This is a genomic window from Streptomyces sp. NPDC059816 (assembly GCF_042732055.1).
Taxonomy (GTDB): domain Bacteria; phylum Actinomycetota; class Actinomycetes; order Streptomycetales; family Streptomycetaceae; genus Streptomyces.
In genome coordinates this window covers 202,119-222,588 of record NZ_JBHWIQ010000001.1, presented here as the reverse complement: position 1 = coordinate 222,588, position 20,470 = coordinate 202,119, and the positions used below count along the sequence as shown (strand labels likewise).

Below are 20,470 nucleotides of genomic sequence, written 5' to 3'. Positions count from 1 at the left end.
TGGCTGGTCAGTACTCAGACGGTGAACTGCTCGTGGGAGACGGCACGTTCCCAGACAACGTCGAACGCGCTCGCGCACCGTCGCGTGATGACCGGATCGTCCGTCTGGTCCGTGCGGACCCAGTTGCCGGAGCCGTCGAAGATGTTGAACTGGACGAGTCGCCCGTCGAACTGCCAGTAGTCGTTGCCCGGCAGCAGCAGGTCCGAGGCCCGACTCCGAGGAAGCCAGCGGACCTCCTCACCTGCGGCGACGTTGGTGAACGTCCCGGAGTGCTCGAAGGCGATGTACTCGCTGACGGGCTCCGAGACGATCCGGGCCCTCCGGACGGCCACTCCCTTCGCCGTGACCTCTTGCACGAGGTCGAGCCACGGCCGCCACCACGAAGCGCGGTCGTCCACGTCGAGACGATGCCCCCGCTGCCATGCAGCGAACCGGTCGACCTCGTTCTCCACCCGGTACTCGTCTCGAAGCTCCAGATGGACGGCGGATTCCCGAGCCGAGCGAATGAGGTCGGAGAAGTCAGTCAGACTCTGCGACACCGAGCGCCTCCCGGAGGAGCGGAATCATCTGCTTCGGAACCCTGATGACCGCTTCGTGGCTGGGGAGGGGAACGTCCCCTGCACACGTGGTCGAGGTCTCCTCGTCCGCCGTCAGCCCTTGGATGACGAGGTCCTTCACGCTCTCGTCCACCCACACCGCGGGCGATCCGTGGTCCCCGGATTCGGGGTCCTTACCAATGAAGCGCAAGGACATGATGTGCCTCCTTCATAAGGCAGAGTCGCCGGCGGGGTGACCGTGGGCGGCGGGAACACGGGCGGGAGCGGGGGAAGCTGCTCGATTCCGGTCGGGTCCCTGAGGGGGTTGGTAGTCGGCGTGCGGGATCGCTCGTTCCCAGACCTTCTCGAATGCGCTGCGGACCAGGTCCACCACAGCCGCATCGGTACGCAGCTCGCGGTCGACCACCTCCCCGACTCCGGAGAAGTGGGTGAACAACACCGTCTCGTCGTCGAACATCCACAGGTCCGTTGCCGGGAGGGCGATGTTCGATGCGTCGCGCCGGGGCAGCCAGCGGACCGACTCGCCCGCCTCGACGTTCGGGAACGTCACGTCGTACTCGTAGCGGATGTAGTCCGTCACCGGCTCGGACACGATCCTGGCCCTCCGCATGGCCACGCCGCGGGCCGTCGTGTCGACCACCACGTTCAGGAACGGCCTCCACCACGTGGACCGATCGGCGGCCGGGTCGAGGCGCTTGCCGTGTTGCCACGCCCGGAACTCCGGGTCGTCGGGCTGGTACGCGTCCCGCATCTCCAGGTGCACGGCGGAGTGCCGGGCCCGGGCCAGCCCATCAAGCACCGGGTGTGACATCACTCCTCCGTTTGGCCGCAGGCGCCGGGTGGTTCGGTGTGCACAGACGATATGACGTGGCGACACCGGGTCGCCACGATGTTGCATGAGGTTGCAGGGCCTTGCCGCACGGCAGTCAGCGGGCGTGTGTGGCCCCGTCCGCCCGTGACGGGGAGCAACGAACGGACGGGGTGCTTGGCGGGGCGCAGCCCCAACGACCTTGGCCGTGCGCTGAGTTCGCTGTGTCCGTGCGGGTACGCGCTCGGCGTCGCGATGGCTGACGCCCGGAGGGGTCGGAGGTCCAGCGGGTAGGCTCCCGCCCATGGGCGCGTTCTTATCGCATCCGAGCCGCGGGCGTTGACCGTGGGCACGGTGTGGGTGGTTGCGGGAGTGGTCGTCGGGCTCGGTCTGGCCGGGTTCCTGGCGGACCGGGTGCTGCTGGCGATGGAGGCCCGCGGCTGGATCTACTGGCGTAAGACCAAGGGGCTGTCGTCCATCGGCGTGGACCTCATCCAGGAGGGCGACCCAGGGGCGCAGGCCGTCAAGCGGGCCATGGACCAGGAACGCGTGCGCAAGAACGTCAGGCCGGCGCAGGACCCGCCCTTCCGGGTGGACTTGGACACCGGCACGGTGCACGTCCGCCGCACGGGTCACGAGCGGCAGGAGCCCCCTCCCTCTTAGCAGGGGCGTGCACCCCACGTGACGACCGGCATCTCGGGGTGCCGGAGGTGGTGTTGCCCGGCCGCGTCGACGGTGAGCCGGAACGCCTCCGGGCCGGGGTGGCCCGCCACGGCGTGCGCGGCGAGGACCTCTTCGGCGCGGTCCCAGAGGCGGAGGGGTCCGGCCTGTCGGACGCGCAGTCGATCGCCGTCGGGAGCGAGGGCCGCCACGGAGCCGGTGGTGCGCGCCCGGGCTGCCGCCGCCGCGCGTTCGCCCATGGGCGCGGGGGGCACCGGCGATTAGGCTGATCGCATGATGGACGTTGACGGGTACCTGGCCGTGCTGGGGGTGGAGCGGCCGGCGGGCCCGAGCACCGAGGCGCTGTGGGCGCTGCACCGGGCGCAGGTGGAGCGGGTCGCCTACGAGACCCTCGACAACCAGCTGGGACGGCCGTCGGGCATCGGCGCCGCCGAATCCGTGGCCCGGGTCCTGCGCGGGCGCGGCGGCTACTGCTTCCACCTCAACGGAGCCTTCGCCGCGTTGCTGACGGCCCTCGGCTACGACGTGACCCTGCACCGGGGCGGGGTGCAGGACGAGGTGGAGGACCCCGAGGGCCCGGGCGGCGACCATCTCGCGCTCACCGTGGGGCTCGACGGTGAACGGTGGTTCGTCGACACCGGTCTCGCCGGCGGAATGTACGAACCCCTGCCGCTGCGCGAAGGCACCTACACCCAGGGGCCGTTCACCTACGGGATGGCGCCGTCGACGGTGGTGCCCGGCGGCTGGCGGTTCGCCCATGACCCCCGCGGCGCGTTCACGGCGATGGTCTTCGCGCCGGAGCCCGTGGAACTGTCCTCCTTCGCCGCGGAGCACGAACGGCTGTCCACCTCCCCCGAGTCCGGGTTCGTCCGGGTCCTTCAGGCCCAACTCCGGGACGCCAAGGGCGTGGACATGCTGCGCGGCTGCGTGCTGCGCCGGATCGACGCCGAAGGCACGTACGAGCGGACCATCGAGTCGGCCGACGACTGGTACGGCGTCCTGGCCGACGTGTTCCATCTGAACCTGAGCGACGTCGCCGCCCCCGAGCGGTCGGCGCTGTGGCACCGGGTCCGCACCGCGCACCAGGAGTGGGAGATCACGGGGCAGCAGACGCCGACGAGCTGACCGTACGGTCGGCTCCGGGGGTTTCCGCCCCGCGCGGAGCAGCGCAGCACGGCCCTTTCTGCTGACTGGCCAGGTCACTCCGGCACGGGCAGGCACTCGGCGAGCAGGTCGACGGCGTCACGCCAGGCGCGCTGCGCATGCCGTGGGTGGTACCCGACGCCGGGGAGCACGGTGTGGTCGACCGGCGGGTGGTGGAAGGCGTGCAGGGCGCCGCCGTAGACCACCAGGCGCCAGTCGACGCCCGCGGCCTGCATCTCGGCGGTGAACGCCTCCCGCTGTGCGGGCGGCATGATCGGGTCCTCCGACCCGACCCCGGCCCACACCGGGCAGCGGATGCGCGCCGCCTCGCCCGGTCGGCCGGTGATCAGTCCGTTGACGGTCGCGATCGCGCGCAGGTCGACGCCGTCGCGCCCGAGTTCCAGCCCGATCGCGCCGCCGGTGCCGTAGCCGACGGCGGCGATCCGGTCGGGGTCGATCCGCGGTTCGGCGCGCAGCACGTCGAGCGCCGCGTGGCCGATGCCCCGCATCCGGTCGGGGTCGGCGAGCAGCGGCAGACAACGGGCCAGCATCTCCTCGGGGTCGCCCAAGTAGCGTCCGCCGTGGAGGTCGAAGGCGAGCGCCACGTATCCCAGTTCGGCGAGGGCGTCGGCCCGGCGGCGCTCGACGTCGCTGAGCCCCGTGCCCTCCGGTCCGAGCAGCACGGCGGGCCGGCGGTCGGTACCGGCCGGGAGCGCGAGGTGTCCGATCATCGTCAGACCGTCGGCCGGGTACTCGACCGTGCGCGTGGTGATCGTCGTCATGGGACTGGACGGTACCGATCGTCGGGCCCGGTCGGGTCGGGGTTCACCGCGGGCTGAACAGCGTGGGTGCCCGCCCCGTGCAGGGTTCCCACCCCACGTGGAGCAGCGATCCGCGGTGACAGTGTGCGGCTGGAACATGGGCCGAGGTGGCGGTGGTCGTCCGTGGTCCGGTCGGGCCGGCGCGGGGTTCGGTGGTCGATCGCCGCAGCTCGGGGAGGGTGTGGGACGGCTGCGGAGCCCGGCCGGGGAGGGCGTTGTGCCCGGTTCGCGGGGGTGCGGTGCCGTCTTCTCCCGGGTGGGCCCGGCTGCCACGCTTGGGGCCCGCGATGACGTGACGGAGGTGTGAGATGCCCTCTTCCCACTTGGTTCCCTGGGGCCTGACCCGGATGAGGCCCTACCCGGACGTGGTGTCCGTTCCACCGGGCCGGGCGGTGGTCGATCCGGAGAGTCAGACCGGCGTGTGGCTGGACCCGGACGGTCCGACAGTGCCGTCCGTCCGCCACCGGCGCTCGCGCACCTGGGCGGAGACCAAGCCCAAGACGAGCCTCGACGGCACCAAGGACGAGGGGCATGACCAGGACGGAGACACGGATTGACCGGCAGCTCACCGGTGCTCGTGGTCACCCAGCCCGATGACGTGACGGCGGACACGGTGATCGGAGAGCTGAACCGCCGCAACGTTCCGGTCGTCCGGCTCGACCCGGGCGGGTTTCCGTCCTCGGTCGTCCTGTCGGCTCGCTTCGGACCCGACGGGCTCAGCGGTACGGTGCGGACCGACAGCCGCACCCTCCCGTTGGACCGGGTGAGATCCGTCTACTGGCGCCGCCCGAGCCCCTACGCGACCACGGACCCCTTCCTGCCCTCGCAAGACATCGCATGGTGCCTGGAGGAGGCCCGGTACGGCCTCGGAGGTGCGCTGGCCGCCCTGCCCGGCGCGGCCTACGTCAACCATCCTTTCCGCAACCGGGCAGCCGAGTACAAGCCCGCGCAGTTGGCAACGGCGGCACGATGCGGGCTGCCGGTTCCGCCCACCCTGCTCACCAACGACCCCGCCCAAGCGCGGGAGTTCGCCCGAGCCCAGGGGCGAGTGGTCTACAAGCCGCTACGCGCTACCGAGTACGCCGATGCCAACGGAACGGCCCTGACGGTATGGGTGGACGAGGTCGAACCCGACGGGATCGGTGACGGGGTCGCCCTCACGGCGCACCTGTTCCAGCGCCGGGTGCCCGCCGTGGCGGACTTGCGCCTCACGGCGGTGGGCGACGAACTGTTCACGGTGCGGATCACCGGGTCCCCGGGGTTGGACTGGCGCCGGCACTACGAAGACCTCTCGTACGAGCGGGTCGAGACGCCCCGGGAACTGGTCCGGGGCGTACGGGAGTATCTGAGGGCGTTCGGGTTGGTCTTCGGCGCCTTCGACTTCGGCGTGGACGGCGACGGCCGGCCCTGGATGTACGAGTGCAATCCCAACGGTCAGTGGGCCTGGTTCCCCGAGCCGATCACCGGTCGGATCGCCGCAGCCCTGGCCGACCGACTCCAGCGCCCCGGAGCGTATGCATGACCCGTGAACACGCAGACGCCGTCAGCTCCCCTCGTTCGCTCGTCGAGGTGGTCGGTGAACGACTCGCGGGTGTGGGGGAGGAGTGGTTGCCCGCTGTTGACGCCGTGCCCCGGGAACTGTTCCTCGGGGACGCCGTCTTCCAGCAGGACGCACACCGGTGGGCGCCGGTCCGGCGCGCTGACGTGGGGGAGGACGCCTGGCTGCGCATGGCCCGTTCGGACACGACCTGGGTCACGCAGGTCGACGGGATCGGTGCCGAGGCGGCCGAGGGGCCGGTGTCCGGGGCGCCGACCTCCTCGTCCACGTTGCCGTCGGTCGTCGTGCGCACCCTCGCCGCGGCCGGCCTGCGCGGACGGGAACGGGTCCTCGAAGTCGGCACGGGTACGGGGTACTCGACGGCCGTCCTGTGCCACCGGCTCGGTGACGAGCGGGTGACCAGCATCGAGTACGACCCGCTGGTGGCCGCGTCCGCCGCCCGCCACCTCGCCGCGGCCGGCGCCGGCCCGACCCTGGTGGTCGGGGACGGGCTCGACGGGTACGAGGACGGCGCGGGTGCCGACGGTTACGACGCGATCGTCGCCACCTGCGCGGTGCGGTCCGTGCCGCCCGCGTGGCTGTGGCAGCTCGCGGACGGCGGCAGCCTCACGTTCACGCTCAGCGGGTGGATGTTCGGCGCCGGGCTGATCCGGCTCGTTCTGGACGAGGACGGCACCGCGCACGGGCGTTTCACCGGCGACGAGATCACCTACATGCTCGCCCGCCCCCATGACCGTCCGCCCCGTCCGTCCCTGCACCGGCACGAAGGCGAGGTGCGCCCCACTCGCATCGACCCGGTGCTGCTGGACGACTGGACGGCCCTGTTCGTCGCCCAACTCGCCGTATCCTCCGCAGAGTTGCTGCACCTGGGCGCGGAACCGGTCCTGGTGGACGTGGCGACGGGCTCCCAGGCGTGGATCGAACTCCGCGACGGCGTCCGCGTCGTCCACCAGGACGGCCCGCTGCGGCTGTGGGACCAGGTCGAGCACGGCATCGCCGCGTGGATCGCCGCGGGCTCGCCCGGTCAACGGGACTTCGGCATGACCGTCACCGACTCCGTCCAGACCGTGTGGCTCGGCGCTCCGGACGGACCGTCCTGGCGGCTGCCTGCCTGACGCTCCGCCCGGTGCGTGTTCAGTGGGTGTGGTGGGTCGTCGTCCACCTGAGGAGGTGGGTCCAGGCGTCGGGGGACGTGACGATGACGGGTCCGTCCTCCCGCGCCCGCTTGCTGTCCCGTACGGCCACCTTGCCGGGAGCGTGGGCGGGGGCTGGCGACCACTCCAGGCAGTTGGCTTCTTGGAACTGGCTGTGGCTGCTCTTGATCCAGGTGGTCGGGTTCAGACCGTGCTCGTCCATGGTCGTCGTTCCTTCCGTTGGTCCGCCGATCAGAGCGGCAGCATCCGGCTCGTACCGGGTTGCTACCCCGCGCGGCGCCGCCAGCCGATGTGACAGTGTGCGGCTGGAACATCCGCCGAAGCGGACGTAGTTGTCCGTGACCCGGTCGGATCATCGAACGGCTCGGCGGTCGATCGTCGCAGCTCGGGGAGGGTGTGGGACGGCTGCGGAGCCCGGCCGGGGAGGGCGTTGTGCCCGGTTCGCGGGGGTGCGGTGCCGTCTTCTCCCGGGTGGGCCCGGCTGCCACGCTGGGTTCGCGCGAGGTGCGGTCGCACTCCGCGCGTGGGAGAGGGGCCCCGGATGGGTGACCGATGACTGAACGTGTCGAGTGGGACGAACTCCCGGCCGAGCTACGTGACGCCGTCGAAGCGCGCACCGGGCCGGTGATCGGGGCGGAGACGGTGGCCAGCGGGTTCAACTGCTCCGTGGCGCTGAAGGTGCGGACCCGGGAGGACGACACCCTGTTCCTGAAGGGCGTGCGAACGTCCGACACCGTGGCGGTGGCGGGCCTGCGCTGCGAGGAGCGGGTCAACTCACTGGTGGGCGGCGTCAGTCCGAGCATCCGCCACGGCTTCGAAGCGGCGGGCTGGCGCTGCCTCGCGTTCGCCCACGTCGACGGGCGGCACGTCGACTACGGACCCGGAACCGGTGACCTGGACGCACTCGCCCGCACCGCGCGCCGGATGCACCAGGTACGGACTCCGGCCTTCAGCCTGCCGCAGCTCGCGGACGGCTTCGCCGGACACCTGCGGCCCGGCGAGGCGGACGCGCTGCACGGCACGCACCTGCTCCACACGGACACCAACCAGCACAACGTCCTGATCGACAGGGCAGGGGACGCGTACGTGGTCGACTGGGCGATGCCCGCGCTCGGTCCCGTATGGGTCGACGCCGTCTACCTGGCCGTCTGGCTCATGGCGTACGGGCAGCCCCCCGAGGACGCCGTCGCGTGGCTGAACGGGTTCGACGTGTGGCGACAGGCCGACCGCAGAGCCGTGGAGACCTTCGTGGACGTCACCTGTCGGCACTGGACCCACCGTGCGGGGGAGAAGGACGCGGAGCCCCGCAACGCCGACTTCCGGCGGCTGCTTGAGGCGTCCCGTTGACCGCGTACGGGGCCGTGACCTGGTGGGTCGCGGCCCCGCGGGGTGCGTGTTCAGTGGGTGTGGTGGGTCGTCGTCCACCTGAGGAGGTGGGTCCAGGCTTCGGGGGACGTGACGATGACCGTCCCGCCGTCCCCCGCCCGCTTGCTGTCCCGTACGGCTACTTTGCCGGGGGCCTGAGCGGGCGACGGCGACCACTCGACGCAGTTGCCGCCGTTGTCCCCGCTGTACGAGGAACGGTGCCAGGTCGTTGCCGTTGGTTCAGGCGGGGAAGCTGCCATCCTTGACTCCCGTGACGAACGTTGCCCAGGCGGTGTGGCTCGCTATCAGTGCGGGGCCGTGAGGGGTCTTGGTGTCACCCACGGGGACGCAGTCGGGGATACCGGGGGCTACCTCGATGCAGTCCCCGCCGTTGTCCCCGCTGTGGCTGCTCTTGATCCATGCCGCTGCGGTGAGACCGTGCCTGTTCATTAAGGCCGTACCCTTCCGATACCTCGGTGATCCAGGCGGCAGATGCCGGGGCCGACAGGACATCAGCCCTGAGCACATCATAGGTCTGGCTGTGCCGGGCAAATAGCGCTGGGTCGTTGCTGAAGTGACCGCTGTCCATGGACTCCGAGTAAGCCCAATTTGCGCCACCAGGAAGGCTGATCAGAGACATGGACGTGTTGGGCCTGATCAGCTGTGCTTGGTCGGCAAGCGCGACCTGGATGCGGATGTTGGGTAGCTGCCCAACATCCAGTAGGTGCTTCAGCTGAGCGCGCATCGTTGCCGTGCCCCCTACGACATTCCGCAGGCAGCTTTCGTCCAGGACCACCGTATAGAGGGGGCCGTCCGGAGAGAGGAAGCGTTGTTGTCGACTCATTCGTGCGCGGGTCCGTTCCCCGGCTGCTGTGCGGTCTCGGCTCGCCACCCGAGAGAACAGGACTTGCGCGTACTCCTCCGTCTGTAGCAACCCTGGGATCACTTGGGTTTGGTAGGAGCGCAGGGCTAGGGCAATGGCCTCCATGTCCACTCGCCGCTGGAACCAGTCCGGGTGTTCAACCTCCGGGTACCAGTTGACCTTGCCCCACAGCTTTATGAGGACACCCCCGGTGCTGAGCAACTCATCGCACCGACGTGCGAAGTTGTCCTGGGGGACCCTCGTCGCCGACTCGACCCGCGTGACGAGCGAGCGATCGCACGGGATGTCCGCCGCCAAGCCCTCCTGGGTGTAGTCCGCGGCCTTGCGGAAATGTCGTAGGACCTCTCCGAACATGCCGGCCGACGTGATGGTTCCCGATTCCCCCGTGGCGTTGCGTTGGCTCACAGGGCGCCCCTTCCGTGACATGGACCAGTTGGAACATGCGCAGCATTGAGCGACACGCTTCCGTTGCGCAACGCTGCACGTACGAACAGTAATTGAGCATCCGTCGTGTCAGGACGGGTTTCGCTTACGGAGTGGGCATGGTTAAGCAAGTGGAAGCCGACGGCCAGGAATTGATTAGCGGTGCTGTTGTGTTCGATCCCGTTCGACAGAAAGTGGGCCAGTACCAGGCCAAGTCAGGGCCGTACGCGCTGTTGCGTCCGGTGGGCGGCGGACGCGAGTGGGAGGCGGAGTTCGCGGGGTTGCGGCTCGCGACCGCCCAGGAGCGGATCAGCGCCGGGCTACGGGTGGTGAACGAGCGCTCGGAGCAGCGGTCACAGGCGCGGACGCGGCGGCTGCGGCGGGTGTTCCGGTACGTGCCGTTCACCATCGCGCAGGACCCCACCGCGGAGCCGGAGTACGCGGCGCGGTGCGTGTCGGGGGCGGAGGCGGACTGCGGGGCGGAGTCCGGGGCGTGCGGTCACCCGGCGGACGTGGAGGACTGGCTCCGGGCGCACACGCAGGAGACCAGGCACCTGCGGTACCGCAGGACCTTCGCGGACTACGCGGAGTTGGAGCCGCCGGAGGGGGTGTCGGGCCGGTGAACGGGACGGAACGGCGGCGGCGCGGTGGTGGGCGAAGGCGGTTGCGGCACGGGCGTCGTCCGTACCGGGCCCGTCGCGCGGTGAGCCTGGACGGGGTCTTCTGGGGCGGCGTCCTGATGACGTCCTCGGTCGGCGGACTGCTCGCGGTGATCGTCGTCGCGGTGTTCCACGGGGCGCCCGGCTGACCCCTGTGCGGGGTGCGACCGAGATCCGGCGTCTACTGCTGCGGTGGTTCTTCCGGCCTTCGTCGGGCGGCTGCGGCGAGCCGGTCGGCCAGTTCCGCGAGCGCCTGCCGCAGTTCGTCGGGTTGGTGGATGGTGAAGGGCCATTCCAGGGAGGCGAGCAGGTGGGCCATGCCGTCCAGTCGTTCGGCCCGTGTGTGCAGGAGGACGCCGGTGGGCTGGGCGGTGAGGGTCACCGCTGAGCAGGACAGCCGGCGGGCGATCTCGTCGAGCGGGCCGTGGATCGTGACCTCGACCCGCCAGCAGTAGGGCCCCTGGGCGAGGGTCGAGGTCAGGTGGGCCACGGGGTCGAAGCCGTCGGGTGCGGCGAAGCCGTGGGCCCGGGGGGTGGCGGAGGCGATGCGGTCGATGCGGAAGGTGCGCAGGTCGTCGCGGAGGTGGTCGTGGCCGACGACGTACCAGCGGCCGGTGTGGAAGACCACGCCGTAGGGGTCGATGTCGCGTTCGGTGTGTTCCCGGCGCCAGGACCGGTGGCTGATGGCGACGGTCGTGCGGGCGCGGGAGGCCTGGGCCAGGGCCAGCAGGACGCCGGTTCCGGGTGCCTGCCCGATGACGGCGTCGGCGGTGAACGACAGGGTCTGCCGCATGGCGGCGAGCGGTTCGCGCAGGGCCTGCGGGAGCACCCGTTCGATCTTGGCCAGGGCACCGGCAGTGGCCGGCGCGGCGGTGCCCATGCCGAGACGGTCCGCGGCGAGCAGGCCGAGGACGACGGCGAGGGCCTCGTCATTGGTGAGGACCAGGGGCGGCATGCGGTAGCCGGGGGCCAGCCGGTAGCCGCCGTAGCGGCCGCGTTCGGCTTCCACGGGGATGCCCAGGTCCCGCAGGTGGGACGTGTAGCGGCGCACCGTGCGCACGTCGGTGTCCAGGCGGTCGGCCAGCTCCGTTCCGGTGAGCCGGGCGTGGGACTGGAGGAGTTCCAGCAGGGTCAGCACACGGGTCAGGGGGTGCGACACGGATCCCTCGGCATTTCGGCGCGCATTTCAGGGCGGATTCTGTCCTGTATCGACTCTACGCTCCCCCCAGGACCTCACTTCTGGGAGATCACATGGCCACCTTCGTACTCGTTCCCGGCGCCTGGCTCGGGGCGTGGGCCTGGGAAGACACCGTCCGCGCCCTGCGGGAGCGCGGCCACACGGCGCTGCCGCTGACCCTGACCGGCCTGGCCGAGCACGCCGACCGGGGCGGACCCGAGACGGATGTGGACACGCACATCGCGGACATCACCGGATTCGTCGAGCGGAACGGTCTGCGCGAGGTCACGTTGGTCGCCCACAGCTACGCGGCGGCCCCGGTGACCGGGGCGGCCGGTCGGCTCGGCGACCGGCTGGAACGCGTGGTCTACGTGGACAGCGGCCCGTTCGCCGCAGGCATGTGCATGCTCGACCTCATGCCGCCGCAGGCAGCGGACCAACTGCGCCAGCAGGTCGAGGCTTTCGGCGACGGGTGGCGGCTACCGATGCCGCCCTTCGAGGTCCTGGGCGCGTCCAGCAGCCTCGACGGGCTCGATGAGGGCCGGCGGAACGCGCTGCGCACGCGTGCCACGCCTCAGCCGTTCGGCACGTTCACCCAGCGCCTCGCCGGCCCGGTCGAGCCCGGTCCCGATGTGGACCGTGTTCTGATCGCCTGCCGTGACTTCACGGGGCTGCTGGAGGCCGGGGTGCCGATGCTGGCCTTCCTGGACCAGCCGCCGTGGCGGCGCTTCGACCTGCCCACCGGGCACTGGCCGATGCTGTCCGCGCCCGCCGAACTCGCCCGTGTCCTCGACCGGGCCGTGTCCTGAGCGCGCCCGCCGAGGGGCACGGCCCGATGCCTGAGCACGAGAGCGTCCGCCGGCTGCGGGCCCGTGCGCAGGCCCTGGCCGGCGGAGCGCGCGAGGCTTCTGCCGAGGCGGTCGTCCGACGGGTCTTCGCCGTCCAGGCCCAGGACGCCACGGCCGCCGACCTGGGCATCCGGGTACGCGGTCGGGACCTCACCGCCCGGGCCGTCCGCACGGCCTACGAACAGGAGCGGAGCATCGTCCGCAACTGGTTCCTGCGCGGCACCCTGCACACCGTCCCCAGCGACGACGCCCCCTGGGTGTTGCGGTTGCTGTCCCCGCGCATCCTTGCCGCAGCCGGCCGCCGCTACCAGCAGTTGGGCCTGGGGGATGACCTGCGCCAGCGCGCCGACCGTCTCCTCCGGCGCGTTCTCGCCGCGCACGGTCCGCTCACCCGGGCCGAGTTGACCGAGCACCTCACCACCCTCGGTGTTCCGCCGGACGGGCAGGCGCCGTTCCACCTGATCCGCCACGCGGCACTCACCGGCATCCTCTGCCACGGCCCGCAGCGCGCCGGTGACGCCACGTACGTGCTGCTCGACGACTGGCTGCCCGCCACCGGGCGCTTGCGGTGGGAGGGTGACGACGCGCTCGCCGAGTTGGCCCGCCGCTACCTGGCCGCGCACGCCCCCGCCACCCTGGAGGACTTCGCCACCTGGTCCGGACTGCCGCTCACCTGGGCCCGCAGGGCCTGGAGAACGCTCGCGGAATCCGGCGTGATCACCGAGTACGGTGCATGGACCGTGCTCGCCGGGCGGGTGGAAGAACTCCCGGGCCCGTCTGCTACCCCGGACGTTCGCCTGCTGCCCGCCTACGACGACTACCTGATCGGCTACCGCACCCGCGAGTTGTCCGTCCCGGCTCTGCACCGGGCCCGCGTCTGGCCGGGAGGCGGCCTCATCCGGCCCACCGTCATCGCCGACGGCCTGGCCGTCGCCACCTGGACCCGTGGCCCCGGCTCGCGCTCCGTCCAGGTGGATGCGTTCGCACCCGTCCCGCCGCAGATCGAGCAGGGTATCGACGGGGAAAGGGAGGCCGTCGTCGACTTTCTGCGGCCCACCACGTAGATGACGCCGCCCGTTGCCGGAGCCGATTCGCTGGGAACTGCCTGCGGTTGCGGTGGGGGCTCAGGGGGCGGCCGTGAGCAGGTCGCGGTGGTCACCGTGTGCGTAGAGTTCCAGTCTCCGGTAGCCGCCGTGCGCGTGGCCGGGGGCGACGAAGTAGAACACGGTGCCGTCCTCGTGCGGGTTGTAGCCCCCGCCCTCGGGTATCGCACCGTGCTGGACGAGGGTCGTGTGCACGCCGCGCAACACCGACGGGTCCGGGTCGTCGATGTCGAAGGCGAGGTGCGCCTCGTGGTCCCCGGCGCGTTCGTGGTCGGCGACCTCGGTGAGGTCGGAGCCGGGCGGCACGAGCAGGACGAACACCTCCACCGTACGGTGCGTGCCGTGCGGCCCGGGGGCCGACGGGCGCAGGATGCGGACGTCCAGTTCGCGCGCTGCGCGCCGATGACGGGCGGCCAGCCGGTCGCGTACGACGACACTGGGCACCGGGATCACCCGCTCGTCCACCGGCAGCCCACAGGCGGCGAGTTGGGCGTGGAGCGTGCGCGGGTCGGGCGGGAAGATCAGCAGGGCGGCGTGCGAGAAGCGGCAGCGGTTCGCCAGCATCCGCGTCCTGCCGGCGTCGAGGCCGGGGAGCAGCGACGACAGCAGTGCGGTGGTGTCCTGGTTCCGGACGAAGCGGGCTGCGGTGCGCAGCCGGTCCGTGTCGGTGGCGGGCGTCGGTGTCGTCGACGGCATCGTGGGGCCTCCTCGGGGCTCGGCGAACGGCCCGGTGCCCGGGCCGTGGTCAGACGTCGGTGTAGTTCTCGGCGAACCAGTCCTGCTCCGCGCGCGAGGTGCGCAGCGTTTCCAGGCAGGGGCGTCGGGGGAGGGCGTCGCGGTCCGGCGGTCGGCCGGAGGTGCCCGGGCCCGGCGGGACGGGAAGGTCGTGCAGGAGGTGGACCATCCACCGGGAGAACCGCAGGGCCCGCCAGATGTGGTTCAGACAGCGGTCCGAGTAGGCGTTCAGGCCGCGGGGGTCGTCGTGCAGGAGGTCGTCGGTCAGGGCGCGGGCGAGGAGTTCCGCCTCCAGTACCGCGAGGTTGGCGCCCTTGGCGGCGGAGGGGCCGAGCAGGCTGGCGGCGTCGCCCGCGAGGAGGAGCGTGCCGTGGCGCAGGGGTTCCAACGCATCGGATTCCAGGGGGAAGACGAGGCGTTGGAGGAGGGGGCCCCGGTGTAAGGGGCCGTAGTCGGCGGCGCGCATCCGCAGGTCCAGTTCGGCCCAGATGCGGTCGTCGGGCCAGGCGTCGGCGGGGGTGCCGCGGGGGCACTGGAGGTAGTAGCGGGTGACCTCGGGGCCGCGCGCCATCTGTCCGGCGAACCCTGCGGCGTGGACGGCGTACCCCACGGCGTCGATGCTTTGCGGTGCCCGGGCCAGCAGGGCGAGCCAGGACACGTCGTGGTCGCGGTGGTGCCGTCGGACCGTGCCGGGCGGGAGGGAGCTGCGGGCCGCGCCGTGCTGGCCGTCGCACCCCGCCACGTACCTGGCGTGCCAGCGGCGGGGGCGGCCGTCCGCGTCGCGGGCGAGGACCGAGGGCCGGGTGCCGTCGGCGTCCCGTACGGCGGTCGCCTCGGTGGCGAAGTGGATGCGGCCCCCGGTGTCGACGTACCGCGTCAGCAGGTCCGTGACGAGTTCCTGCTGGGGGTAGACGGTGTGCGGTTCGCCCGGGCCGAGGCGGCCGTAGTCCAGGCGGAACCGGCCGTGCGGGGTGCGGAACTCGCAGCAGGAGTGCTGCTGGCCGTACCGGTGCAGTCGATCCGCCAGGCCGTGCCGTTCGAGGACGCGCACGGTGTTCGGGGCGAGGTAGCCCGCGCGGGCCCGGGTCCGGAGGGCCGCTCGGGTGGCCCGTTCCAGGATGACGCAGTCGATGCCCGCTGCCTGGAGGAGGTTCCCGACGACGAGCCCGGCGGGGCCCGCGCCGAGAACGATCACGTCGGCTCTGTCACCGGCGGCGTCCGCCGCCCCGCCCTCTCTCATAAGAGAACATCATAAGCGCCGATAAGCTGATGGATAAGGGACATTGGCGTGATGAGTGCGATCAGTACTGATTTTGATTATAAGAAGACAATGTCCATTCAAGGTCGGACAAATATTGGCGAGATTGGGTCCAGAGTGGTGTGCCCGAGGCACCCGCGTATGGCCTGCATCAACGTCCGCCCCCTGCGCATCAGCGTCACGTCAGGAGGTGTCCCCGGGGCCGCGGGGTCGGGCATAGCGTCTCCGTACGGCCTCCCGGGCCCCTGCCTTCCCGAGGGCCCGGGGGCGCCCCCACCCGGACACCCACCCTGCACTCCACGGAGGACCCCATGGCGCACCCCAGCGGCGTGAGCAGCGCGCGCAGCGACCGTCCCGACGCCGACGGTTCCGGCGGCGCGAGCGCCTGCGCGGACGAACCCGAGCCTCCGGATACCGAACCCGGGCGGTCGGTGTCCGGGCGGTCGGCGTCTGAGCGCGGCGCCGTGCTGTACGTGCCGGTGCGGGCCGGCACGGTGGGCTGCGCGGCCCGGTTGTTCCGTACGCCGCTGGGCGAGCGGACGGCCGTCGGGTTCACGTCGGCGGACCGGCTGGCCCGGGCGCTGGGCGACGGGCAGCCGTCCGTCCGGCTCGCCGCCCCCGCGCTGCGCGCGCTGACCGCCCCGCTGGGCGTGGCGCTGCTGACCGTAGACCCGGTGCTGGTGGCGGGTCCGGTGCGGGGCGTGACGACCGGGGCCCCCGTCCTGTTCGCGGCCACCGCGGCGGGTGTGCGATGACCACCGTGCACGCGGCGCCCGACGCCGTCCGTATGCCGGGGCCCGACGACCTGTCCGTGTGGCCCGCTTCGGCCGGGCACCTCGCCCACGGTGACCTCGCGGTCGGCGGGGTGTCGCTGACGGAGGTCGCGCAGCGGTACGGGACCCCCGCGTACGTGCTGGACGAGGGCGAGGTGCGGGAGCGGTGCCGCACGTACCGGGCGGCGTTCCCCGCGGCCGAGGCCGATGTGGTGTACGCGGCGAAGGCGTTCCTGTGCCGGGCGATGGTCCACTGGGTGCGGGACGAGGGGCTGGGTCTTGACGTCTGCTCGGCCGGCGAGCTGGAGTTGGCCGTCACCAGCGGGTTCCCGGCCGAGCGGATCGTGTTGCACGGCAACGCGAAGAGCCCCCGTGACCTGGACACCGCGCTGCGGCTCGGCGTGGGGCGCATCGTCATCGACAGCGCCTCGGAGGTCGCTCGGCTGGCCGCGGCGATCGGGCCCCGCGGTTCGCAGAAGGTCATGGTGCGGGTGGTTCCCGGGATCGTCGCCGGGGGGCACGAGAAGATCCGGACGGGCGGCGAGGACCAGAAGTTCGGGCTGTCGCTCACCGACGGCTCCGCGCAGCACACCATCGCCCGGATACTCGACCAGCCGCAACTGCGCCTGACCGGGCTGCACGTGCACCTCGGTTCGCAGATCACCACGGTGAAGCCGTATCTGGCGGCGGTCCGGCGGATCGTCGGGCTGATGGCCCGGCTGCACCGGCAACACGGTCTGGTGTTGCCCGAGTTGGACCTCGGGGGCGGTCACGGCATCGCCTACCGTCCCGGTGAGCCGGCGCTCGACGTCACCCGTCTCGCCCACAAGGTGCGCGCCGAGCTGGCCAGTGGGTGCGCCGCCGCGGGCATCGAGGTGCCGCGGCTGATCGTGGAGCCGGGGCGCGCGGTCGCCGGGCCGGCCGGGGTCGCGCTGTACCGGGTGCTCGCCGTAAAGCGCACGGGCACCCGGTTGTTCGTCGCGGTGGACGGCGGGATGAGCGACAACCCGCGGCCCGCGCTGTACGGGGTCCGGTACGCGCCCCGGTTGGTGGGCCGCGCCTCGCAGGCCGAACCGGCGGTCGTGACGGTCGTCGGACGGCACTGCGAGGCGGGGGACGTGCTCGCGGCGGACGCGGCCCTGCCCGGGGACGTGCACCCCGGTGACCTGCTCGCGGTGCCGGTCGCCGGGGCGTACCACCTGTCGATGGCGTCGGCGTACAACCTGGTGGGCCGCCCGCCGGTGGTCGCCGTACGGGACGGTCGGGCCCGGCTGCTGGTCCGGCGCGAGTCGCTGGACGACATGTGCGGGCGGGACGTCGGGGTCTGACGGGGTCGGTGTGACCTCCCGGACCTCAGCCGAGGGGGCGGCCGGGGCGGACGTTCCAGCGGCCGGACCGTCCGCTGAGGTCCACCGAGGCCAGCGGTTCCACGTCGAGCCGCCAGAACGAGGGACCCGGCAGGTCCAGCGCGTGGGCGAGGGCGGCGCGGACCACGTCCGGTTCGGCGACCACCAGGACCCGGCCGGCCTCGTCGGTGAGGCCGTCCAGCCAGGTGCCGACGCGGGCGCGCAGGGCGGGCAGGGACTCGCCGCCGTGCGGGGTCGCCGCCGGGTCGCCGAGCCAGGCGGTCAGACCGGCGGGGTCGTCGGCGCTCACTTCCCCGAGCGTCCGGCCCCGCCAGCGGCCCACGTCCAGGCCGGCCAAGGCGGGCGGCTCCGCGACCGGCCGGGGGTCAGCGGCTGCCCGCAGGGCGCGGGCGGTGTCACGGCAGCGGCCGGTGGGAGAGCAGAACCAGCGCGGGACGTCGATGAGTTCGGCGCCCGCCGCGGTCGCCCCGGCCCGGGCCGCGGGGTCCAACGGGCCGTCCCCGGCGAACCTGGCCTCCCTCAGGTCCCGTCCGAGCGCCGGCGCCACCAGGGTCACCCGTGTCGTCGTCATTCAGCCAACTCCCTCGTGCCGCAACCCGGAGGGGCCCGTCGCCCATGACGGTCCGGTGAACAGGGCCGACCGCATGTCAAGGCCCTCTTTCCCCGCCACCCGGTACGCGGTACCTTCGCGTCGCGTACACGCCAACCTGGCGTGCGCGCACCACTCCATCACGTCAACGACGAGGGCACGGCGGAAACCGGTGGGAATCCGGCACGGTCGCGCCACTGTGTGCCCGTACGCGCCTTCGGGCGGGTGCGGGTGAGTCAGACCCGCGGTCCTCGTCCCTGTGCACCACCGAGCCGGGACGCGAGTTCCCCAGGAGGTCCTGCCCCATGGCGCAGTCCGTCGCCCAACCGACCGCCGCACCCACCGCACCGCCCGCCACACTGCCGCTCAAGGACATCGCGCCCTGGGCCGTGTTCGGCGGCGTCCTCATGCTGATCCTGCTGTACTTCATCGGCGCCGAACAAGGCGCCGTCGCGCTCGTCTCGGGGGAGGGCGTGCACGAGTGGGTGCACGACGCCCGCCACCTCCTCGGCTACCCGTGCCACTGAGGGGAACCGGACCGCGCTCATGAACTCCACCACCGTCAGACGGCTCCTCGTGCGCGGCATGCTCGCGGGGCTCGCCGCGGGCGTACTCGCCCTGCTCGTCGCCTACTTCCTCGGCGAACCGCAGGTCGATTCGGCCATCGCGTACGAGGACGCCCAAACGGCCGGCGCCGGCCACGACCACGGCGCCGCGGGCCACGACCACGGCGCGGCCGAGGAGGAACCGCTCGTCAGCCGGGACCTCCAGGCCACCGGCGGACTCGCCACCGGCATCCTCGTCTACGGGGTCGCCTTCGGCGGGCTCGCCGCCCTCGCGTACTGCTACGCGCTGGGCAGGGTCGGGCGGTTCACGCCGCGCGCCACCGCCCTGCTGCTCGCGGTCGCCGGACTCGTCGCCGTGTACGTCGTCCCGTTCCTCAAGTACCCCGCCAACCCGCCGGCCGTGGGAGCCGACGACAGCGTGGGCCGGCGCACCACGCTCTACCTGCTGATGCTCGTCCTGAGCGTGCTGCTCACCGTCGGCGCGGTCATCCTCGGGCAGCGGCTCGCGCCGCGGCTCGGCAACTGGAACGCGACCGTCGCCGCGGGGGCGTTCCTGGTGCTGGTGGTCGGGCTCGCCTTCGCGTTCCTGCCGTCCGTCAACGAGATGCCCGAGGACTTCCCGGCGACGGTGGTGTGGAAGTTCCGCATCGCCGCGCTCGCCGTGCAGGCCACCCTGTGGACGGCCTTCGGGCTGCTCTTCGGGGAACTCGCGGAACGGGTGCTCGCGCCGGAGCGGCGGGCCGCCGTGCGGGAGGCCGCCGCCTAGGAAGCCGCCGCCCGGGACGCCGTCAGCCCCGGGTGAGGAACACGGCCCGCGTGCACGGCGCGCAGGTCGGTACGTAGCCGAGGCCGCCGCCGAAGTCGGCGGCGGTCCTGCGCTCGTAGCCCTCCTCCAGGTGCGCCGTGAAGTCCATGCGCCGCGCGCACCGCGGGCAGGGGATGCCACCGGTACGGGGTCCGGCGGAGGTCGCGTCCGTGGTGCCGTCGTAGACCATGAGGGTGTGCGCCATGCGGACGAGCCTAGGGCGGCCCACTGACAACGCTCCGCGTCGAGCACCCGTCCTGACTGTCGGCGGACGATCCGCATGCGGGGGGACATTCTCGGCCAAGGTGGATGGTTCGGGAGCCCCGCGGGGGCCCGGGGGCGTACAACTGCCTGGTCCGGTACTGGTCCGGTACTGGTCCGGTGGACCCGGTGGACCCGGTGGACCCGGTGGACCAGTAGAAGTGGACGAGCATCCCGCCGGAGGAGCCGTTGCTGTCCGAGGAAGTCTGGCGCGAGCTGCGCGCCCAGGGAACGACCCGCCGGTTCCGGGCCCGTGAGGTCATGCTGCGGCAGGGGTCGCCCGGGACCCATCTGCTGGCCCTCACCGACGGCATCGCCCAGGTGCTGCGCCGGGAGGAGGGCGGCGCCGTGACCTGGCTCGCCTTCCGGGGCCGAGGCGACCTGCTCGGCGAGGTGTCGGTGTTCCACGGAACTTCGCGCAGCGCCGAAGTGGTCGCCCTCACCCCGTGCACCGCGGTCGTGTTGGACGCCCAGCGGTTCCAACGGTTCGTCGAGGAACGCGGATTGGTGATGGACCTCATGCGCCAGGCGTTCACCCGGCTGCGCGAATCCGATGCGCACCGCACCGAACTGCTCACCCTGCCCGTGGTGGTGCGGCTGGCGCGGGCCCTGCTGCGGCTGGCCGAACTGGGCGGCCACGCGGACGGGTCGGGCAGCGTACGCCTGAGCGGACTGGCGCAGGAGGAACTCGCCCAGGCCATCGGCGTGACCCGGAACGCCGCCAGCACCGGGCTCCAGCGACTGCGGGAGGCGGACGCGGTGGAGACGGCCCGCCGGGTGATCGTGGTCAAGGACCTCGTCGCGCTGCGGCGGTGGGCCGCGGCGGAGTGACCCTCGGGCCACGGGTGTGCGCCGAGGACCACGGGTGTGAGGCGCGGGCCACGGGTGTGGGGCGTGGGCCGCACGTGTGAGGCGGGCCACCCGGGTTCCGCCCTG

The 20,470-nt window shown here is 72.2% G+C and carries 27 protein-coding genes, 1 pseudogene and 1 riboswitch; of the genes and pseudogenes, 14 read left to right on the top strand and 14 right to left on the bottom strand.

Annotated elements, in window-relative coordinates; genetic code table 11:
- Positions 1-14 precede the first annotated feature (14 nt).
- The 3 genes and pseudogenes from ACFV88_RS01040 to ACFV88_RS01030 all read right to left on the bottom strand — a co-directional run.
- The gene (locus ACFV88_RS01040; protein ID WP_385484532.1) at positions 15-539 is read right to left on the bottom strand and encodes a DUF6879 family protein; all 525 of its coding nucleotides are present in this window, start codon (positions 537-539) and stop codon (positions 15-17) included.
- Positions 520-753, bottom strand: coding sequence for a hypothetical protein (locus tag ACFV88_RS01035; protein ID WP_385484529.1), 234 nt, complete (start codon positions 751-753; stop codon positions 520-522). Before ACFV88_RS01035 ends, ACFV88_RS01040 begins: the two co-directional genes overlap by 20 nt.
- A 108-nt stretch (positions 754-861) precedes the next feature.
- A pseudogene (locus ACFV88_RS01030) lies at positions 862-1,368 on the bottom strand (DUF6879 family protein); the annotation flags it as partial.
- A gap of 342 nt (positions 1,369-1,710) precedes the next feature.
- Here ACFV88_RS01030 and ACFV88_RS01025 point away from each other — a divergent pair.
- Positions 1,711-2,028: a hypothetical protein gene (locus ACFV88_RS01025; RefSeq protein WP_385485166.1), complete on the top strand. Its 318-nt coding sequence runs from the start codon at positions 1,711-1,713 to the stop codon at positions 2,026-2,028.
- Here ACFV88_RS01025 and ACFV88_RS01020 read toward each other — a convergent pair.
- Positions 2,025-2,300, bottom strand: coding sequence for a hypothetical protein (locus ACFV88_RS01020; RefSeq protein ID WP_385484526.1), 276 nt, complete (start codon positions 2,298-2,300; stop codon positions 2,025-2,027). The genes ACFV88_RS01025 and ACFV88_RS01020 overlap by 4 nt on opposite strands.
- A gap of 19 nt (positions 2,301-2,319) precedes the next feature.
- Between ACFV88_RS01020 and ACFV88_RS01015 the strand changes: the two genes are divergently transcribed.
- The gene (locus tag ACFV88_RS01015; RefSeq protein WP_385484523.1) at positions 2,320-3,171 is read left to right on the top strand and encodes an arylamine N-acetyltransferase; all 852 of its coding nucleotides are present in this window, start codon (positions 2,320-2,322) and stop codon (positions 3,169-3,171) included.
- A 74-nt stretch (positions 3,172-3,245) separates the two neighbouring features.
- On the opposite strand, the gene ACFV88_RS01010 is transcribed toward ACFV88_RS01015, so the two are convergent.
- On the bottom strand, positions 3,246-3,971 hold the full coding sequence (locus ACFV88_RS01010; protein WP_385484520.1) for a dienelactone hydrolase family protein: 726 nt from the start codon (positions 3,969-3,971) through the stop codon (positions 3,246-3,248).
- A gap of 347 nt (positions 3,972-4,318) precedes the next feature.
- On the opposite strand from ACFV88_RS01010, the gene tgmA reads away from it, so the two are divergent.
- From tgmA to tgmC, 3 genes are read left to right on the top strand one after another with little or no spacing between them, the layout of a single operon-like run.
- Positions 4,319-4,567: a putative ATP-grasp-modified RiPP gene (gene tgmA / locus ACFV88_RS01005; RefSeq protein WP_385484517.1), complete on the top strand. Its 249-nt coding sequence runs from the start codon at positions 4,319-4,321 to the stop codon at positions 4,565-4,567.
- The gene (gene tgmB / locus ACFV88_RS01000) at positions 4,564-5,532 is read left to right on the top strand and encodes an ATP-grasp ribosomal peptide maturase (RefSeq protein WP_385484514.1); all 969 of its coding nucleotides are present in this window, start codon (positions 4,564-4,566) and stop codon (positions 5,530-5,532) included. The genes tgmA and tgmB overlap by 4 nt, the downstream gene beginning before the upstream one ends.
- Positions 5,529-6,683 (top strand): ATP-grasp peptide maturase system methyltransferase, encoded by a 1,155-nt coding sequence (tgmC, locus tag ACFV88_RS00995; protein ID WP_385484512.1) that lies wholly within the window; start codon positions 5,529-5,531, stop codon positions 6,681-6,683. Before tgmB ends, tgmC begins: the two co-directional genes overlap by 4 nt.
- Before the next feature lie 19 nt (positions 6,684-6,702).
- Here the strand turns inward: tgmC and ACFV88_RS00990 are convergent, their stop codons facing one another.
- Positions 6,703-6,924, bottom strand: a complete 222-nt coding sequence (locus ACFV88_RS00990) for a DUF397 domain-containing protein (RefSeq protein WP_385484509.1) — start codon at positions 6,922-6,924, stop codon at positions 6,703-6,705.
- Positions 6,925-7,274: 350 nt separating this feature from the next.
- Here ACFV88_RS00990 and ACFV88_RS00985 point away from each other — a divergent pair, with 350 nt between their 5' ends.
- Entirely contained in the window at positions 7,275-8,069 is a 795-nt protein-coding gene (locus ACFV88_RS00985; protein WP_385484506.1) for a phosphotransferase family protein, read from the top strand.
- Positions 8,070-8,119: 50 nt separating this feature from the next.
- Here the strand turns inward: ACFV88_RS00985 and ACFV88_RS00980 are convergent, their stop codons facing one another.
- From ACFV88_RS00980 to ACFV88_RS00970, 3 genes are read right to left on the bottom strand one after another with little or no spacing between them, the layout of a single operon-like run.
- The gene (locus ACFV88_RS00980) at positions 8,120-8,347 is read right to left on the bottom strand and encodes a DUF397 domain-containing protein (RefSeq protein WP_385484502.1); all 228 of its coding nucleotides are present in this window, start codon (positions 8,345-8,347) and stop codon (positions 8,120-8,122) included.
- Complete coding sequence (locus ACFV88_RS00975) at positions 8,328-8,465, bottom strand: DUF397 domain-containing protein (protein ID WP_385485164.1); 138 nt, start codon at positions 8,463-8,465, stop codon at positions 8,328-8,330. The genes ACFV88_RS00980 and ACFV88_RS00975 overlap by 20 nt, the downstream gene beginning before the upstream one ends.
- A complete protein-coding gene (locus tag ACFV88_RS00970) occupies positions 8,422-9,375 on the bottom strand; it encodes a Scr1 family TA system antitoxin-like transcriptional regulator (RefSeq protein WP_385484499.1) in 954 nt (317 codons plus the stop codon). The genes ACFV88_RS00975 and ACFV88_RS00970 overlap by 44 nt, the downstream gene beginning before the upstream one ends.
- A gap of 137 nt (positions 9,376-9,512) precedes the next feature.
- Here ACFV88_RS00970 and ACFV88_RS00965 point away from each other — a divergent pair, with 137 nt between their 5' ends.
- Positions 9,513-10,016, top strand: coding sequence for a hypothetical protein (locus ACFV88_RS00965; protein WP_385484496.1), 504 nt, complete (start codon positions 9,513-9,515; stop codon positions 10,014-10,016).
- Positions 10,017-10,233: 217 nt separating this feature from the next.
- On the opposite strand, the gene ACFV88_RS00960 is transcribed toward ACFV88_RS00965, so the two are convergent.
- Positions 10,234-11,211, bottom strand: a complete 978-nt coding sequence (locus tag ACFV88_RS00960; protein WP_385484493.1) for a helix-turn-helix transcriptional regulator — start codon at positions 11,209-11,211, stop codon at positions 10,234-10,236.
- Positions 11,212-11,303: 92 nt separating this feature from the next.
- On the opposite strand from ACFV88_RS00960, the gene ACFV88_RS00955 reads away from it, so the two are divergent.
- The gene (locus ACFV88_RS00955; RefSeq protein ID WP_385484490.1) at positions 11,304-12,038 is read left to right on the top strand and encodes an alpha/beta fold hydrolase; all 735 of its coding nucleotides are present in this window, start codon (positions 11,304-11,306) and stop codon (positions 12,036-12,038) included.
- A 26-nt stretch (positions 12,039-12,064) separates the two neighbouring features.
- Positions 12,065-13,141: a winged helix DNA-binding domain-containing protein gene (locus tag ACFV88_RS00950; RefSeq protein WP_385484487.1), complete on the top strand. Its 1,077-nt coding sequence runs from the start codon at positions 12,065-12,067 to the stop codon at positions 13,139-13,141.
- A gap of 60 nt (positions 13,142-13,201) precedes the next feature.
- Here ACFV88_RS00950 and ACFV88_RS00945 read toward each other — a convergent pair whose 3' ends face one another.
- Together ACFV88_RS00945 and ACFV88_RS00940 are read right to left on the bottom strand one after the other, a co-directional pair.
- Positions 13,202-13,876, bottom strand: a complete 675-nt coding sequence (locus ACFV88_RS00945; protein WP_385484484.1) for a hypothetical protein — start codon at positions 13,874-13,876, stop codon at positions 13,202-13,204.
- 49 nt (positions 13,877-13,925) lie between these two features.
- Positions 13,926-15,155, bottom strand: a complete 1,230-nt coding sequence (locus ACFV88_RS00940) for a 4-hydroxybenzoate 3-monooxygenase (RefSeq protein WP_385484481.1) — start codon at positions 15,153-15,155, stop codon at positions 13,926-13,928.
- A 329-nt stretch (positions 15,156-15,484) separates the two neighbouring features.
- Between ACFV88_RS00940 and ACFV88_RS00935 the strand changes: the two genes are divergently transcribed.
- Both ACFV88_RS00935 and lysA read left to right on the top strand, forming a co-directional pair.
- Positions 15,485-15,928 carry an SAV_915 family protein gene (locus tag ACFV88_RS00935; RefSeq protein WP_385484478.1) on the top strand — a complete coding sequence of 148 codons (444 nt, stop codon included), beginning with the start codon at positions 15,485-15,487 and terminating at the stop codon, positions 15,926-15,928.
- On the top strand, positions 15,925-17,274 hold the full coding sequence (gene lysA, locus ACFV88_RS00930; protein ID WP_385484476.1) for a diaminopimelate decarboxylase: 1,350 nt from the start codon (positions 15,925-15,927) through the stop codon (positions 17,272-17,274). The genes ACFV88_RS00935 and lysA overlap by 4 nt, the downstream gene beginning before the upstream one ends.
- Before the next feature lie 25 nt (positions 17,275-17,299).
- Here lysA and ACFV88_RS00925 read toward each other — a convergent pair whose 3' ends face one another.
- Complete coding sequence (locus ACFV88_RS00925; protein ID WP_385484473.1) at positions 17,300-17,884, bottom strand: histidine phosphatase family protein; 585 nt, start codon at positions 17,882-17,884, stop codon at positions 17,300-17,302.
- A gap of 182 nt (positions 17,885-18,066) precedes the next feature.
- Positions 18,067-18,144, top strand: a riboswitch (cobalamin riboswitch).
- Between the two features lie 63 nt (positions 18,145-18,207).
- On the opposite strand from ACFV88_RS00925, the gene ACFV88_RS00920 reads away from it, so the two are divergent.
- Both ACFV88_RS00920 and ACFV88_RS00915 read left to right on the top strand, forming a co-directional pair.
- Positions 18,208-18,429, top strand: a complete 222-nt coding sequence (locus tag ACFV88_RS00920; RefSeq protein ID WP_385484470.1) for a CbtB-domain containing protein — start codon at positions 18,208-18,210, stop codon at positions 18,427-18,429.
- Positions 18,430-18,448: 19 nt separating this feature from the next.
- The gene (locus tag ACFV88_RS00915; protein WP_385484467.1) at positions 18,449-19,234 is read left to right on the top strand and encodes a CbtA family protein; all 786 of its coding nucleotides are present in this window, start codon (positions 18,449-18,451) and stop codon (positions 19,232-19,234) included.
- A 22-nt stretch (positions 19,235-19,256) separates the two neighbouring features.
- Here the strand turns inward: ACFV88_RS00915 and ACFV88_RS00910 are convergent, their stop codons facing one another.
- Complete coding sequence (locus tag ACFV88_RS00910; protein ID WP_385484464.1) at positions 19,257-19,478, bottom strand: hypothetical protein; 222 nt, start codon at positions 19,476-19,478, stop codon at positions 19,257-19,259.
- 245 nt (positions 19,479-19,723) lie between these two features.
- Between ACFV88_RS00910 and ACFV88_RS00905 the strand changes: the two genes are divergently transcribed.
- Positions 19,724-20,365 carry a Crp/Fnr family transcriptional regulator gene (locus tag ACFV88_RS00905; RefSeq protein ID WP_385484461.1) on the top strand — a complete coding sequence of 214 codons (642 nt, stop codon included), beginning with the start codon at positions 19,724-19,726 and terminating at the stop codon, positions 20,363-20,365.
- The last annotated feature ends 105 nt before the right edge of the window (positions 20,366-20,470 follow it).